General features: G+C 37.2%; 13 protein-coding genes. All 13 read left to right on the forward strand.

All coding sequences use genetic code 11. The annotated features are described in order from the left end of the window. The first annotated feature begins 520 nt into the window (after positions 1-520). The 13 genes from rny (at position 521) to MKY80_RS05460 (ending at position 14,676) form a co-directional block, all read left to right on the forward strand. Complete coding sequence (gene rny / locus MKY80_RS05400; RefSeq protein WP_008178918.1) at positions 521-2,080, forward strand: ribonuclease Y; 1,560 nt, start codon at positions 521-523, stop codon at positions 2,078-2,080. 146 nt (positions 2,081-2,226) lie between these two features. Continuing rightward, entirely contained in the window at positions 2,227-2,991 is a 765-nt protein-coding gene (locus MKY80_RS05405) for a CpsB/CapC family capsule biosynthesis tyrosine phosphatase (RefSeq protein ID WP_090001338.1), read from the forward strand. Between the two features lie 31 nt (positions 2,992-3,022). After that, a complete protein-coding gene (locus tag MKY80_RS05410; RefSeq protein WP_342532321.1) occupies positions 3,023-4,180 on the forward strand; it encodes an O-antigen ligase family protein in 1,158 nt (385 codons plus the stop codon). 69 nt (positions 4,181-4,249) lie between these two features. Further along, a complete protein-coding gene (locus MKY80_RS05415; protein ID WP_008178912.1) occupies positions 4,250-4,966 on the forward strand; it encodes a Wzz/FepE/Etk N-terminal domain-containing protein in 717 nt (238 codons plus the stop codon). Continuing rightward, entirely contained in the window at positions 4,966-5,664 is a 699-nt protein-coding gene (locus MKY80_RS05420) for a CpsD/CapB family tyrosine-protein kinase (protein ID WP_008178910.1), read from the forward strand. The genes MKY80_RS05415 and MKY80_RS05420 overlap by 1 nt, the downstream gene beginning before the upstream one ends. Before the next feature lie 8 nt (positions 5,665-5,672). Beyond that, positions 5,673-6,758, forward strand: coding sequence for a glycosyltransferase (locus MKY80_RS05425; protein ID WP_008178908.1), 1,086 nt, complete (start codon positions 5,673-5,675; stop codon positions 6,756-6,758). Positions 6,759-6,825: 67 nt separating this feature from the next. Further along, positions 6,826-7,923, forward strand: coding sequence for a glycosyltransferase (locus tag MKY80_RS05430; RefSeq protein WP_255250333.1), 1,098 nt, complete (start codon positions 6,826-6,828; stop codon positions 7,921-7,923). A gap of 15 nt (positions 7,924-7,938) precedes the next feature. After that, positions 7,939-9,459, forward strand: coding sequence for an oligosaccharide flippase family protein (locus MKY80_RS05435; RefSeq protein ID WP_089985373.1), 1,521 nt, complete (start codon positions 7,939-7,941; stop codon positions 9,457-9,459). Beyond that, the gene (locus tag MKY80_RS05440) at positions 9,450-10,439 is read left to right on the forward strand and encodes a glycosyltransferase (protein WP_008178905.1); all 990 of its coding nucleotides are present in this window, start codon (positions 9,450-9,452) and stop codon (positions 10,437-10,439) included. Before MKY80_RS05435 ends, MKY80_RS05440 begins: the two co-directional genes overlap by 10 nt. A 126-nt stretch (positions 10,440-10,565) precedes the next feature. After that, positions 10,566-11,363: a TIGR00282 family metallophosphoesterase gene (locus MKY80_RS05445; protein ID WP_008178904.1), complete on the forward strand. Its 798-nt coding sequence runs from the start codon at positions 10,566-10,568 to the stop codon at positions 11,361-11,363. Between the two features lie 178 nt (positions 11,364-11,541). Further along, positions 11,542-11,808, forward strand: a complete 267-nt coding sequence (locus tag MKY80_RS05450) for a stage V sporulation protein S (RefSeq protein WP_008178903.1) — start codon at positions 11,542-11,544, stop codon at positions 11,806-11,808. A 262-nt stretch (positions 11,809-12,070) separates the two neighbouring features. Beyond that, the gene (locus MKY80_RS05455) at positions 12,071-13,810 is read left to right on the forward strand and encodes a 2-oxoacid:acceptor oxidoreductase subunit alpha (protein WP_008178902.1); all 1,740 of its coding nucleotides are present in this window, start codon (positions 12,071-12,073) and stop codon (positions 13,808-13,810) included. Continuing rightward, positions 13,810-14,676, forward strand: coding sequence for a 2-oxoacid:ferredoxin oxidoreductase subunit beta (locus MKY80_RS05460; RefSeq protein WP_008178901.1), 867 nt, complete (start codon positions 13,810-13,812; stop codon positions 14,674-14,676). The genes MKY80_RS05455 and MKY80_RS05460 overlap by 1 nt, the downstream gene beginning before the upstream one ends. The last annotated feature ends 41 nt before the right edge of the window (positions 14,677-14,717 follow it).

The raw sequence follows: 14,717 nt of genomic DNA on the forward strand, positions 1-14,717 counted from the left end.
AACGATTGCATTGTTCCCAATTTATTACGGGAACAATGCTTTTTTTGTCTATAATCTAAAATTTTTACACATAATAAGATAGAAGCTATATGCCTCAGAAATTATTTCTTATGTACTGGGTTAATGTAAAAGGTGTAAAAGGAGAATTTTTTCCTAGTATAAAAGTAACAGGGAAAAAATTCACTGAATGGATAGGACTTACTTTTTTTCTTCTCAAAGGGCGAACAGGTGCCCGACTATCCTTGACAGAGCTGATGGCTAGCTATACAATTAAATATGTATAATTTCTGAATTATGACTTTAAATAGGCAGTACATTTTATCTTCATTTAGCAAAAGTTTTATAGTTACATGTCCTTTTCGAAGGATGTCAAAACGCCTACTGAATGCAGATAATACCTTTGGCCAATTAAACAAGTTTTGTATGAAGACTAACAAATTATTGCGCAATTTGCCAAGGCGACATAGATGTATGCGCCGACTGAAACTGTAATACCCAAATAGCAAGAGGAGGTGTTCATATGGATGGAATTACTATCATCTCCGCTTTGCTTGGACTCATCGTTGGTGCCGCTGTTAGCTATATCTACATGAAAAAAGTGAATGACTCAAAAATCACTGGTGCTAAACATGTCGCTGAAACAATCGTTGAAGAAGGAAAACGAGAAGCGGAGGCATTAAAGAAAGAAGCACTACTTGAAGCCAAAGATGAAACTCACAAATTTCGTACTGAAGCCGAAAATGACATTCGTGAACGTCGTTTAGAACTTCAAAAACAAGAGAACCGTTTATTGCAAAGAGAAGAGAATCTTGATCGCAAGGATGATGCTCTAAATAAGAGAGAAGCAAGCTTAGAGCGTAAAGAACAAGCTCTAGCTGAAAGACAACAGCATATTGAACAGATGGAGAGCAAAGTGGACGAGCTCGTTGCATCACAAAAAACAGAGCTAGAACGTATTTCTGCTTTAACTAGAGAAGAAGCAAAATCAATTATCTTAAATGAAGTAGAAAAAGAGCTAGCAACTGATATAGCTGTGATGACAAAGGAAGCTGAAACACGTGCAAAAGAAGACTCAGATAAAAAGGCGCGTGAAATCTTATCATTGGCACTACAACGATTTGCAGCAGATCATGTAGCTGAAACAACCGTATCTGTTGTAAACTTGCCAAATGATGAAATGAAAGGTCGAATCATTGGTCGTGAGGGCCGTAATATTCGTACATTGGAAACGTTAACAGGCATTGATTTAATTATTGATGATACTCCAGAAGCGGTTATTTTATCAGGCTTTGATCCAATCCGTCGTGAAACGGCTCGACTTGCACTTGAAAAACTTGTACAGGATGGCCGCATTCACCCAGCACGTATTGAAGAAATGGTGGAAAAATCTCGCCGTGAAGTGGACGAACAAATCCGCGAAACTGGTGAGCAAACTACATTTGAAATTGGCATTCATAACTTACATCCAGATTTAATGAAAATTTTAGGCCGCATGAAATATCGTACAAGCTATGGACAAAACGTCCTAAAACATTCAATTGAAGTCGCGCATTTGGCAGGTTTACTGGCAGCTGAATTAGGTGAAGATGTGGCGTTAGCTCGTCGCGCAGGCCTATTACATGATATTGGTAAAGCCATTGACCATGAAGTAGAAGGTAGCCATGTTGAGATTGGCGTGGAATTAGCAACAAAATACAAAGAACATCCAGTCGTTATTAATAGTATTGCTTCGCATCATGGTGATACAGAAGCAACGTCTGTGATCGCGGTATTAGTCGCGGCAGCTGACGCTTTGTCAGCAGCTCGTCCAGGTGCACGAAGTGAAACACTTGAAAACTATATCCGCAGACTTGAAAAATTAGAGGAAATTTCAGAAAGCTATGATGGCGTAGAGAAATCTTATGCAATTCAAGCTGGACGTGAAATCCGAATAATCGTACAACCTGAAAAAATTGATGATTTAGCTTCTCATCGTCTTGCTCGTGATATTCGCAAACGTATTGAGGAAGAATTAGATTATCCAGGTCATATAAAAGTAACAGTCATTCGCGAAACTCGTGCCGTTGAGTACGCGAAATAATATTGAAAGTTAGAGGTTTCTCTAGATTCATATCTAGAGAGCCTCTTTTTTAATTTAGCCAGAGTCATGTTTGAGGAGCATCCATCATAAAAAAGAAAAAGGCTAGATTTTCTGCAGATGGATTAAAGAGGAAAGTTGTGATCAAAATGATAGATCTTCATGCCCATATATTATTTGATGTGGATGATGGGCCAAAAGACAAAACAGAATCCTTAAACATGTTGGAGCAAGCTGCACGTGAGGGGATAACAGATATTGTCTGTACCTCACATGCTATGCATCCACAATATCATGTCCAATATAGCAAGGTTCAAGCGCTAGTACATGATTTACAACAGCTACTGCTACAAAACCAAATTCCAATCACCCTCCACACAGGACACGAAGTTCGTTTAAATGATGAGCTTTTGGCACATCTTCAGCAGAAGCAACTCCATACATTAGCCCACACTAACTATATTCTATTAGAACTTCCTTCAAATACGATTCCTGCCTATACGAAAGAGATGATTAGACATTTAAAATGTGCTGGATATACACCAATTTTGGCACACCCTGAACGAAATCTTGCCATTAGAGAAAATCCAAAAAGACTCGATGTCCTTATCCAAGAAGGTGCGTTTACACAAATAACGACAGGTAGTTTAACAGGTTTGTTTGGTAAGGAGGTACAGCGTTTATCATTAGCTTTAGTAAGAGCAAATTACATTCATACGATAGGCTCTGACACCCATAATGTAAGTACAAGAAAATTCTGCTACCAAGAGGCACTCCAATATCTAGAGAAAAAGAATGAAATAGAGATGGTTGAGCGGCTCCTCATGAATAATGCAAATGTTTTAGCTAACAAGCCTATCATGCGATTTGAACTAGAGGATCTTGTCGTGAAGAAGCGATGGCTTATATTTTAATCTCCTATGTAGAAATGAGTGTGAGTATAATATGAAACTATTCATCACATTAGTGTTTAGCGCACTTATTTTTATGAGCCTTATGCAGCCCGTCGATGGCATTTACCATAAAGTATCTTTAATTATTAGCCTTTTCATTATTATAATCTCTATACTTCAGCATAAAAAAATTAGTATTCAAAATGTACAAGCTAGTGTTTTTTTTAGTATGTATACGTTTTTTTGTGTCATTGCAGCTGGGGTAAACCAAGATATGAATTTATTAAAGAATAGTCTTCAATTATTTTGCATGTTTTTAGCCGTTTCTATTTTCTTTAATGATCTTGTGAAAGAGCATGTTATGCAGATTGTTGTGAATAGTGTTTTACTAGCCTACGTCCCATTTATTTGTTTATGTTTCCTACAAGCACGCTATATGTTTGGGGGCTTTGCAGGTGTATTTGAAAATCCCAATACAATGGGGTTTTCTATGATTGGATTAATGGTTGCCGTACTTATAAGGCTATATCAGCTAACCATGAAAATTTTACATGAGCGACAACAGCCAAAATTAATTTTATTATTTGTTTTTTATGCGACCATTTATTTAATTTGCTTATATATTATACTACTTTCAAATGCTCGTACTTCATTGTTAACCGCTGCACTAGTGACGATTGTAGTGATTGTTTCCAGTATTAAAAACTTGAATAAAACCTTTGTGCCACTCCTAAAGTTTAGTGCTCTTTTTGCGGCCACCGTTTTAGTTGTATTCATAGCCTTTATGAAAATGGATAGGATGCAAGATGCCATACAAAGTATTGTATTGAAAATGGAAAAAAAATCTACGAACATAACAGATGGTCGTCTTGAAATTTGGCAATATGTTTTTGAGCATGTTCAATTTTGGGGACATGGTGTGGAATCATTATGGTCTATAGGAGTATCTCATGCTCATAATACATTGATTAATATTTTACAGGAGGCAGGTTTACTGGCATTGGTTAGCTATTGCTGCTTTTTGCTAGCCATTGCCAAAGGCTATCGTCACATGAATGACCAGCTTGCCGTTTTAATGGCGTTAATTATAGTTGCGATGCTAGGGGTTTCCACATTTGAAATTCTTTATTTTAACGTGCTCCATATTCTTGCGTTTGTTGTCAGTGGTAGCTTGAGAGATACGGGCAAAAAGACAATATTGACCGAATAAGCGCTAGGCTTGTTTAATATACTTAATTAGCATTGCCGTTATCTGCCTATATTAGGAGGGATCCATTTTGTGAATGAAGAAATGACAATCCAAAGTCTAGTAAAAGTATTGCAAAAGCGCTGGTTCCTCATCCTAATACTGATGATGCTGTCGATCGGCATTGCCGTGTTCATTAGCTATTTTCTTCAAACGCCTATTTATGAGGCAGAAACTCAATTATTGGTCAATCAAAAAAGCTACGAGAATCAGCAACTAATAGGGGCACAGAATGTGGATACGGACCTTCGTTTAATAAATACGTACAATGTCATTATTAAAAGTCCTGTTATTTTAACAAAGGTCATCGATGTCCTGGCACTAGATACATCTCCAGAAACTTTAATGAAGCAAATTGAGGTTTCAAGCGCCAATAATTCCCAAGTAGTTAATATTCGAGTACAGGATGAGAATGAAGCAAGGGCTGTGAAGATAGCCAATACGATTGCAGAGATTTTTAAAGAGGAAATTCCTGTTTTAATGCATGTGGACAATATTAATATTCTCTTTATTGCCCAATCCAGTGAACATCCAGTACCGGTGAAACCAAATAAATTGCTGAACCTCCTAATAGCAGCTATTAGTGGTTTCAGTTTAGCACTCGTACTCGCCTATTTTTTAGAAACGCTTGATAGGACTATTAAAACAGAGCAGGATATCGAGGAAATATTATCATTACCAGTAATTGGGGTAGTCAGTAATATAGAATTACTCCATAGTAAAAAATCAAGAGCTAGGGGGTCCTCCTAATGCTGTTCAAAAGAAAAACAAAACGAATCCCAATGGCTCGCAAGCTGATTACCGTTTCTGATATAATGTCTATTCCCTCAGAGCAATATCGTACCATTCGCGCGAATATTAAATTTTCACAACCCAATCAAGATGTCAAAACTATTCTAGTAACCTCCTCTATCGCTGGTGAAGGAAAATCGACAAATGCCGCGAATATCGGAGTTGTATTTTCACAGGAAGGGAAACGTGTCCTCATTATTGATGCTGATATGCGTAAGCCTACACTTCATCATACATTTTATCTTGATAATATATTTGGCTTATCATCTGTGTTATCACGCCAAGCAACCTTACAAGAGGTGATTCAAGAAACCTTTGTAGAAGGTGTGGATATTATTTCGAGTGGTGCTATTCCTCCTAATCCAACAGAATTATTAGCCTCTGAAACAATGACCTTCTTGCTGCACGAAGTGAAAGAACAATACGATATTGTGATGATTGATGCCCCACCACTGCTTTTTTTATCGGATGCACAAATTTTATCGAATAAATGTGATGGTACTCTTTTAGTTGTTAATACGGGGACTGTAGGAAAAGCAGCTGTCGTAAAGTCAAAATCCATCTTAACCATTTCCAAGGCCAATATATTAGGTGTCATCTTGAATAATTATAAAATGAAGGGCAGTACGTACGAGCAGTATTATGGAAAGGAATAAAATGGAGAATGACAGTGAAAAAGATTTTGCATATTATCCCCACCACTGATTTTGGTGGTATAACGACCATGATCGTAGATACTTGGTTGAATGTTAATAAATCGTTGTATCATTTTGATTTTGTGTCATTTAATAAAGGTACTTACCATGATATTCTCTTACAGCAAGGTTCGAAAATATTTTACGAAACGTATATTACGGAGCAAGGCCCACTTTCATATATGCGGAACATTTACCGGATCATCAAACAATATCAATATGATGCCGTTCATGATCATACAGGCTACCGTGCAGTTTTTACCATGCTAGCAGCTCGTTTGGCTGGTGTATCATGCCGTGTATTACATAGCCATACGAATGTTGCTGAAGAATGGAACAATAAAGCTCTGTTAGCCTTGCTGAAAAGACTGAGTGTTGGAAATGCAACAAGACTGGTAGCGTGTAGTCAAAAAGCGGGTGAGTTTTGCTTTGATAAAAAATCCTATGAGGTTGTCGCTAATCCAATCGATATGCAGAAGATAGAGCGTTTATCGTCAGCGGAGAAAAAGAGTTTAGCAGTAGGTCTAGGGATTCAAGATGGAGATTTAGTCATAGGGCATATTGGTCGTTTTGTACCTGTGAAAAATCATCCGTTTTTAATTGAGCTTGCTGCTACATTAAAGCAAAAAGGAATTCCATTCAAATTACTTTTGATAGGGGATGGCCCTTTAGAGCAGGAAGTTCGTCATCTCGTCAAGCAACGAAACGTAGAGGATTGTGTTCGATTTTTAGGCCCACGTGCGGATATTATTAAGCTCCTTCAGCTCATGGATAAGTTTATTTTACCTTCTCATTTTGAGGGCTTTGGCATTGTATTATTAGAAGCTCAAATTTGTGGTACACCAGCCATCGTTTCTTCCACACTGCCAAAAGAGGTCGATCTGAATGTTGGATTACTACAATATTTAGATCTACAGGGAGAGGTCGATCATTGGCTGCAAGCTATTTCGGAAAATAATGAAAAGATAGATCCGCAAATTATTAGAAAGAGTCTTAAAAATAAAGGTCTTGATGCACAAGAAATAGCAACTAGATTATGTGCTCTTTACACTTAGCTAGCAAATTAATTCAAAGGATGAGACTATCCAAAAGAAAATTAAAATTACTCATATCATCACTACGATAGGTCTTGGTGGAGCAGAAGCGATGCTGTATCGTCTCTTACAAAACGTCGATAGGGACTTATATGAGATAGAGGTTATTTGTCTAACAGAGATGGGAACTTATGGTGAGTTTATCGAACAGCAATTAAACATCAACGTCACTATATGTGATATGCGAAGGAGTATGGGTAGTGCCTTTATTCAATGTTATAAACGATGTCGAGAGAGTGATATTATTCAAACTTGGATGTATCATGCTAATTTTCTTGGATACATTCTTTCAAAATTACTGAAAAAGAAATTAATTTGGGGTATCCATCATAGTAATTTAAATAAGTATGACAATAAACGAAGGACAATTTTTATTGCAAAGCTTTGTGCTAAATTGTCTAAACATGTAGATGCTATTATTTCTTGTGGTCCAAAGGTGAAAGAAATCCATGAAGCGATTGGGTACAAAAATAAGCAACACCGAATTATTGTGAATGGTGTAAATACTGATTTTTATAAGCCTAGTAAAAAGCGCGAATATTATATGGAACGATTCAACATCCTGAACCAACCTATTTTATTGCATGTTGGTAGATGGGACCCTTTAAAGGATTATGAAAATTTGCTGGCAAGTTTGAAGCGATTAAGGCAGAAACGACAAGATTTTTATATATTTTTAGTAGGCTATGAAATAGATGGCTCCAATGAGGTATTGCGGCAAATGATTGAGAACGCGCAATTAGAGCCATTCACTTTCCTATTAGGTAGTAGAGACGATATTCCACAATTAATGGCAGCAGCAGATCTATTCATTTTATCCTCCTCAGGGGAGGGGCTACCGAATGTGTTGGTAGAGGCACTTGCCAGTGGCACTTGCTGTGTGACTACAAATGTGGGGGATTGTGAATATTTAGTTGGGGGTTACGGGGAGGTTGTACCACCCAAAGATGCAATAGCTTTATCGCAGGCCATCAATAGGGCATTAAATTACGATTCAAAGCAATATGAACAAAAAGCTAGTCTTGGTCGTGCACATGTTTTAGCAAATTTTGAAATTAAGCATGTTGTGGCGCAATATCAATCTCTATATCCAGCTATTATTGATAGGAAAGACAATCCTTACTAACAGAAAGGTGTGCTCATGAAAGAAATTAAGATGGGAGCCATTCTTTCGTATCTGACAATCGGTTGCACGATGATTTCTTCCCTTCTTTTTACCCCTTTTATGATTTCGCTTCTTGGACAGGAAGAATTTGGATTATATTCCTTAATGATTGTCCTTGTTGGCTATCTTTCTATTTTAGATTTAGGGTTGGGCAATGCGATTGTACGCTATATTGCTAGAAATAGAGCAATAGCAGATAAGGCATTAGAAGCATCATTAAATGGATTTTTTTTGAAATTATTTATGGGTATTGGCTTTCTTACATTATTGATAGGCTTTTTCCTATTTTCACAAGTACATATTATTTTTGGACAAAGCTTATCTGGAGACCAATTAGCCAAAGCCAAAGTAATGGGCTATATCATGACGATTAGTGTAGCGGTGCAATTTCCACTAGGTGTTTTTACTTCCATCTTACAAGCATATGAAAAATTTATTTTTATTAAATTAACAACATTACTACAGGTGATTGTACAGCCTTTGACAATGTTGTTTTTTCTGTTACAGGGAACCGATGCGGTAACATTAATCTATATTATTGCTATTTATAATATTCTCTTTTTAGTGTTGGATGCCGTTTATTGTATGAAAGTCTTATCCATCCGATTTACATTTACTTTAAAAAACATAAAGCTTATAAAGGAAATTTTTATCTATTCTTTTTTCATTTTCATTACAGTCATTGTCGATAAAATCTATTGGCAAACGGATCAAGTACTATTAGGCATATTCAAAGGGACTGAGGATGTGGCAGTTTATGCGGTAGCTATGCAAATAGTGCTCATATTTATGTCACTTGCGTTAGCCATAAGCGGTTTATTTCTACCTCGTATTTCTATGCTTGTCACAAAAGAAGATGGCTTATTAGAAATTAACCAATTATTCATTAAAGTGGGCGCCATTCAGTTTTTAGTAGTTGGCTATATACTAGGCGGTTTTTTTCTGTTTGGAAAAGAATTTTTATTACTGTGGTTAGGCAAGGATTTTATGGCCATCTATGCAATTGTTCTTATTATTATGGTGCCATTCAGTATTGATCTCATACAAAATTTAGGTATTAATGTGTTGAAGGCGAAGAATCTTTTTAAATTTAGAACCATTTTGTTAATGATAGTGGCGGTCGTCAATATCATTGTATCCATACCGGCTATCTATTTTTATGGAAAAATGGGCACAGCAATTATTACAGCATGTTCTTTATTTATTGGAAATGTAGTAATCATGAATATTTATTACTATAAAAAAATTGGTTTAGATATTTTGGGTTTTTGGCGAACAATTAGCAGGCTCGTTTTAGCATTTATAATGGCTATTTGCTGTAGTCAGCTTTTATGGGATTTAACGAAACCTCCCATTACTTGGGTCTCTATCATCCTTTATATTTGTTATTATACTGTTCTGGCTGGTGGGAGCCTTTTCTTTATTGGCATGACAAAAGAGCACAGAAGAAAGTGGATAGAGTTATTACGTAAAGGAGGGGCAAAATTTTGGTCTTAGTAAGTGTGATTGTCCCTGTTTATAATGCCGAGAATTATTTGAACAAATGTCTTACGAGTATTTGTCATCAAAGTTTAAAGGACATTGAAATTATTACGATTAATGATGGTAGCGAAGATCAATCATTGACGGTTTTACAAAATTTCGCACAGGTGGATGCTCGAATAACTGTTTTAGATACTGACAATGGTGGTGTGAGTAAGGCAAGAAATTTAGGGATGGAACAAGCCAAGGGACAATATATTACTTTTGTTGATGCGGATGATTGGCTAGAGCTAACTATGCTGGAAGAACTATTTCTCGCCTGTAGACTGACAGGTAGCAATATTGTTAAATGCGATTTATTTTGGCAGGAGGAAATAGGAAGTAGGCAGCTATATTATCCCTCAAAGACATACTTTACTTATAGCGCAACCGCTTGTTTAAATAAATTATTTACAGAAATAGGCGAAAAGCATTTTGGTTTTGCCAGCTGTAAACTATATAAAAAATCCTTTATAGATTTGCATAAACTAAAATTTGATGAAACGATGAATTTTGCAGAAGACACAGTGTTTCTAACGAGAGCTGTTATAAAGAATCAATCCATCTGCTATGTCCCAAAACAGCTTTATTACTATAATGTAGGCAATCAAAATTCCCTCACAAGTAGAGCTATGAGCAATGTAAGAAATAATTATGATTTGTTGTATAAAAAGCTTTCTGAGGAATTACAGAGTGGAGAGGTTTATGAGAAAGTAAAAAATAGCTTTTTAAATTACCAATTTGAAGGGCTCCTTGTTATTCTTCATCAATGCCCAGCTAAACCACAGGCCATTAAAAATGCCCTTCAATCCTTTTTACAAGCGTATCCAGAAGTATTGAAGGTGAAGCTAATGAACCGTAAACTACAACAATTTATTTTTTTAAAGCTCATAAAAATGAATTGGCTTACTTTATCCTCAACATTAATTTACATGAAGGTGAAAAGAGCAAAGTGATATAATGCCCAGATATTTATTTTATTTTGCTTAATCCTCCACCTAGCGTTACAATTAATGATGTTATTCAAGGTACGTAAAGTCTGTTTTTTAGAGACGTAATGGAAAGAAAGAGTGGTTGAAAAAATGAAAGTTTTATTTATTGGCGATATTGTTGGTTCAATTGGTCGGGATGCAGTAGAGAAATATTTACCTCGCTTAAAAAAGAAATATAATGTGGATGTTGTCATTGCCAACGGTGAAAATGCTGCGGCAGGACGCGGAATTACACATAATATTTATAATGACCTGCTACAAATGGGTGTAGACGTTATTACGATGGGTAATCATACATGGGATAATAAAGATATATTTGATTTTATTGATGATGCTGATTATTTAATACGTCCAGCAAATTTTTCAGAAGAAGCACCAGGTAAAGGCATGGTGCAAATTTCTAAAAATGGCGTGACATTATCTGTCATTAATTTACATGGTCGTGTATTTTTACCACCTCATGAGGACCCATTTGCGATGGCAGAAAAATTGATTGAAGAAGCTCGTCAAACATCACCGCTTGTATTTGTAGATTTCCATGCGGAGGCAACTAGTGAAAAGATCGCTCTTGGCTGGCACTTAGATGGAAAGGCTTCTGCAGTTGTTGGGACGCATACACATGTGCAAACAGCAGATGCACGCATTTATCCTAATGGAACAGCTTATATTACGGATGTAGGTATGACAGGTCCATATGATGAGATTTTAGGGATGACGAAGGAAAGTGTTATTTATAAATTCCAAACAAATATGCCATCTCGTTTTGAAGTACCGAAAAAAGGCCGAGAAGTATTGAGTGGTTTCTTTGTAGAGATTGATAATCAAACAGGGAAGGCTAAAACCTGTGAACGCATTTATATAAATGAGGATTATCCATTCCAAGGATAAAAAAGTCGAAGAATGTTGATTTACAGCGCTTTTACCGAGGAAACAGGATTCTTTGTGAAACTAGTCTATTTCCGTTCTGCGGAGCATAAAATGTGCTACGGACAATAACTTGAGGTCCAAAAAGGGGGACATGAGTTGTTGAGCGTAAACACTATTCGCGAAACGGGGAGGAATAATTGTGGATTCATTAAAAGTATCATCACGCTCTAATCCAAATTCAGTTGCAGGTGCATTAGTCGCGGTAATCAGAGAAAAAGGGCAAGCAGAAATGCAAGCAGTTGGGGCAGGTGCACTTAACCAAGCCGTGAAAGCAGTGGCCATCGCACGCGGATTTGTAGCGCCAAGTGGCACAGATTTAATTTGCGCACCGGCGTTTGCCGATATTTTAATTGCTGGTGAAGAACGTACAGCCTTGAAGCTGCTAGTGGAAAAACGTAATCGATAAAAAAGTGTAATAAGTAAAATGCCTAGTCACATAATAAAGTGACGGGCATTTTTTCGTTTTCCTGTTTACATATGATAGATGTCACTTGAAATAGGCGCGTTATTTTGCTTGGATTTGAAAATTACAACTTTATGAACAGGATTTTCAGTCAAAGGTCTGATTTTCGCCTAAATCGTTGAGAAACAATAGTGCAGAAGGTTTCTTCGTGTTAAACTTATGAAGGAAAAATAATAGTACACATTGGATTTAAGGAGTTGTTGACATGTTACATCAGCTTTCATGGAAAGTCGGTGGGCAACAGGGTGAAGGGATTGAGAGTACAGGTGAAATCTTCTCAATGGCAATGAATCGTTTAGGGTATTTCCTATACGGTTATCGTCACTTCTCTTCTCGAATTAAAGGTGGCCATACGAATAATAAAATTACAGTTCGTCCAACAGAAGTACGTGCAATTGCGGATGATTTAGATATTTTAGTGGCGTTCGATCAGGAAACAATCGATGTCAATTATAAAGAACTTACAGAAAATGGTATTATTTTAGCGGATGCCAAATTTGATCCTGTTAAACCAGAAGATTCAAAGGCACCATTATTTGTTGTACCGTTTACGGAAATAGCAGCAGAGCTTGGGACGTCTTTGATGAAAAACATGGTAGCAATCGGAGCAACAGCGTCATTGCTAAATCTAGAAGATGCCGTGTTCCAAAATGTTGTCGATGATATTTTTGGGAAAAAGGGCGAAGAGGTCGTTCAAAAAAATATGGAAGCCATTACTCGTGGTCGTCAAATCATGAATGAGCTGTTAGGTGATCGTGTAGGTGCATGGGAAATTTCTCCTGCAGATGGCAAGCGTCGTATGTTTATGATTGGTAACGATGCAGTGGCGCTTGGTGCATTAGCTGCTGGGACACGCTTTATGGCAGCCTACCCAATTACGCCTGCTTCAGAAATTATGGAATACTTAATTAAAAAGTTACCGAAATTTGGTGGGACAGTTATTCAAACAGAGGATGAGATTGCCGCAGCAACAATGGCGATTGGCGCTAACTTTGGTGGTGTTCGTTCCTTTACAGCATCAGCTGGACCTGGTCTTTCACTGATGATGGAAGCAATTGGTCTTTCAGGTATGACAGAGCAGCCATTAGTTGTCGTTGATACACAACGTGGAGGTCCTTCAACTGGGCTACCAACAAAGCAAGAACAATCGGACTTAATGGCAATGCTTTACGGAACACATGGAGAAATCCCTAAAGTAGTTATTGCACCTTCTACAATGGAGGAAGCATTCTTTGATACAATCCAAGCATTTAATATTGCAGAGGAATTGCAATTACCAGTTATCTTAATGACAGATTTACAATTATCGCTAGGGAAACAATCTGTAGAACCATTTGATTACAGTAAGATTGAAATTCGTCGCGGTAAAATTGTGATTGATGATCTTGAAGAAGCCACTGATAAAGCCTACTTCAAACGTTATGAAGATACTGAAGATGGGGTTTCACCTCGAGTATTACCTGGTACATTACATGGTATTCACCACGTTACTGGTGTTGAGCATGATGAAACAGGAAAGCCATCTGAAGCAACAGGTAATCGTCAAGCACAAATGGATAAACGTTTCCGTAAATTAGAAAGTTTGAAATTTGATAACCCTGTATTTGTAAATGCACCACATGAGGAAGCCGAGATTTTATTAGTAGGCTTTAACTCAACAAGAGGAGCTATCGAAGAAGTGCAAGAACGACTAAATGCTCAAGGTATGAAAGTGAATCATGCACATATTCGTTTAGTTCACCCATTCCCATCTGCGGAAATGGCACCTCTTGTAGCACAGGCGAAAAAAGTGATCGTTGTAGAAAATAACTATACAGGTCAATTAGCTAATATTATGAAAATGAACATAGGTGGTCACGATAAAATCGCGACAATCACTAAATATAATGGTACACCATTCTTGCCAGGTGAATTAGAAAATCGTGTGAAGGAGTTGACTCGCTAATGGCAACATTTAAAGATTTTCGTAATGCAGTAAAGCCAAACTGGTGCCCAGGTTGTGGAGACTTCTCTGTACAGGCAGCTATTCAACGTGCTGCTGCCAATGTTGGAATTGAACCAAATGAACTTGCAGTAATTTCTGGAATCGGTTGTTCAGGTCGTATTTCAGGTTATATCAATTCTTATGGATTCCATGGTATTCATGGTCGTGCACTTCCCATTGCACAAGGATTAAAAATGGCCAATCGTGATTTACATGTTATTGCTTCTGGTGGCGACGGCGATGGATTTGCGATCGGTATGGGGCATACGATTCATGCAATCCGTCGAAATATTGATATTACGTATATTGTCATGGATAACCAAATTTACGGCTTAACAAAGGGCCAAACATCTCCACGTTCTGCTGCTGGATTCATCACTAAATCCACACCAGGTGGAGCAATTGAGCCATCGTTAAAACCTTTAGAAGTTGCATTAACAAGTGGTGCTACATTTGTGGCACAAGGCTTCTCAACAGATATTAAAGAATTGACGGCTTTAATTGAAGCAGGGATCAACCATAAAGGCTTCTCATTCATTAATGTCTTTTCACCTTGTGTCACATATAACAAAGTGAACACATACGATTGGTTTAAAGAGAATTTAACAAAATTAGCGGATGTTGAAGGTTATGATCACTCAGATCGTGGTATGGCGATGCGTACAGTGATGGAAAATGAGGGCTTAGTAACAGGAATTATTTATCATGATACAGAAACAGCATCTTATCAAGAGAAAGTACCTGGCTACTCCGAGTTACCATTAACAGATATCGATATTAAAATGAGTGAAAATGATTTCAATGAGCTAGTAAAAGAATTTATGTAAAATGATAGAGTCAAAGCATTTGGACTGGTAATAGTCCAAAT

Source organism: Lysinibacillus sp. FSL R5-0849 (genome assembly GCF_038595075.1).
Taxonomy (GTDB): Bacteria; Bacillota; Bacilli; order Bacillales_A; family Planococcaceae; genus Lysinibacillus; species Lysinibacillus fusiformis.

Coding starts and splice junctions, on each gene's coding strand:
- rny (WP_008178918.1), top strand. CDS start 521: ATGGATGGAATTACTATCATCTCCGCTTTGCTTGGACTCATCGTTGGT.
- MKY80_RS05405 (WP_090001338.1), top strand. CDS start 2,227: ATGATAGATCTTCATGCCCATATATTATTTGATGTGGATGATGGGCCA.
- MKY80_RS05410 (WP_342532321.1), top strand. CDS start 3,023: ATGAAACTATTCATCACATTAGTGTTTAGCGCACTTATTTTTATGAGC.
- MKY80_RS05420 (WP_008178910.1), top strand. CDS start 4,966: ATGCTGTTCAAAAGAAAAACAAAACGAATCCCAATGGCTCGCAAGCTG.
- MKY80_RS05425 (WP_008178908.1), top strand. CDS start 5,673: ATGACAGTGAAAAAGATTTTGCATATTATCCCCACCACTGATTTTGGT.
- MKY80_RS05435 (WP_089985373.1), top strand. CDS start 7,939: ATGAAAGAAATTAAGATGGGAGCCATTCTTTCGTATCTGACAATCGGT.
- MKY80_RS05445 (WP_008178904.1), top strand. CDS start 10,566: ATGAAAGTTTTATTTATTGGCGATATTGTTGGTTCAATTGGTCGGGAT.
- MKY80_RS05455 (WP_008178902.1), top strand. CDS start 12,071: ATGTTACATCAGCTTTCATGGAAAGTCGGTGGGCAACAGGGTGAAGGG.
- MKY80_RS05460 (WP_008178901.1), top strand. CDS start 13,810: ATGGCAACATTTAAAGATTTTCGTAATGCAGTAAAGCCAAACTGGTGC.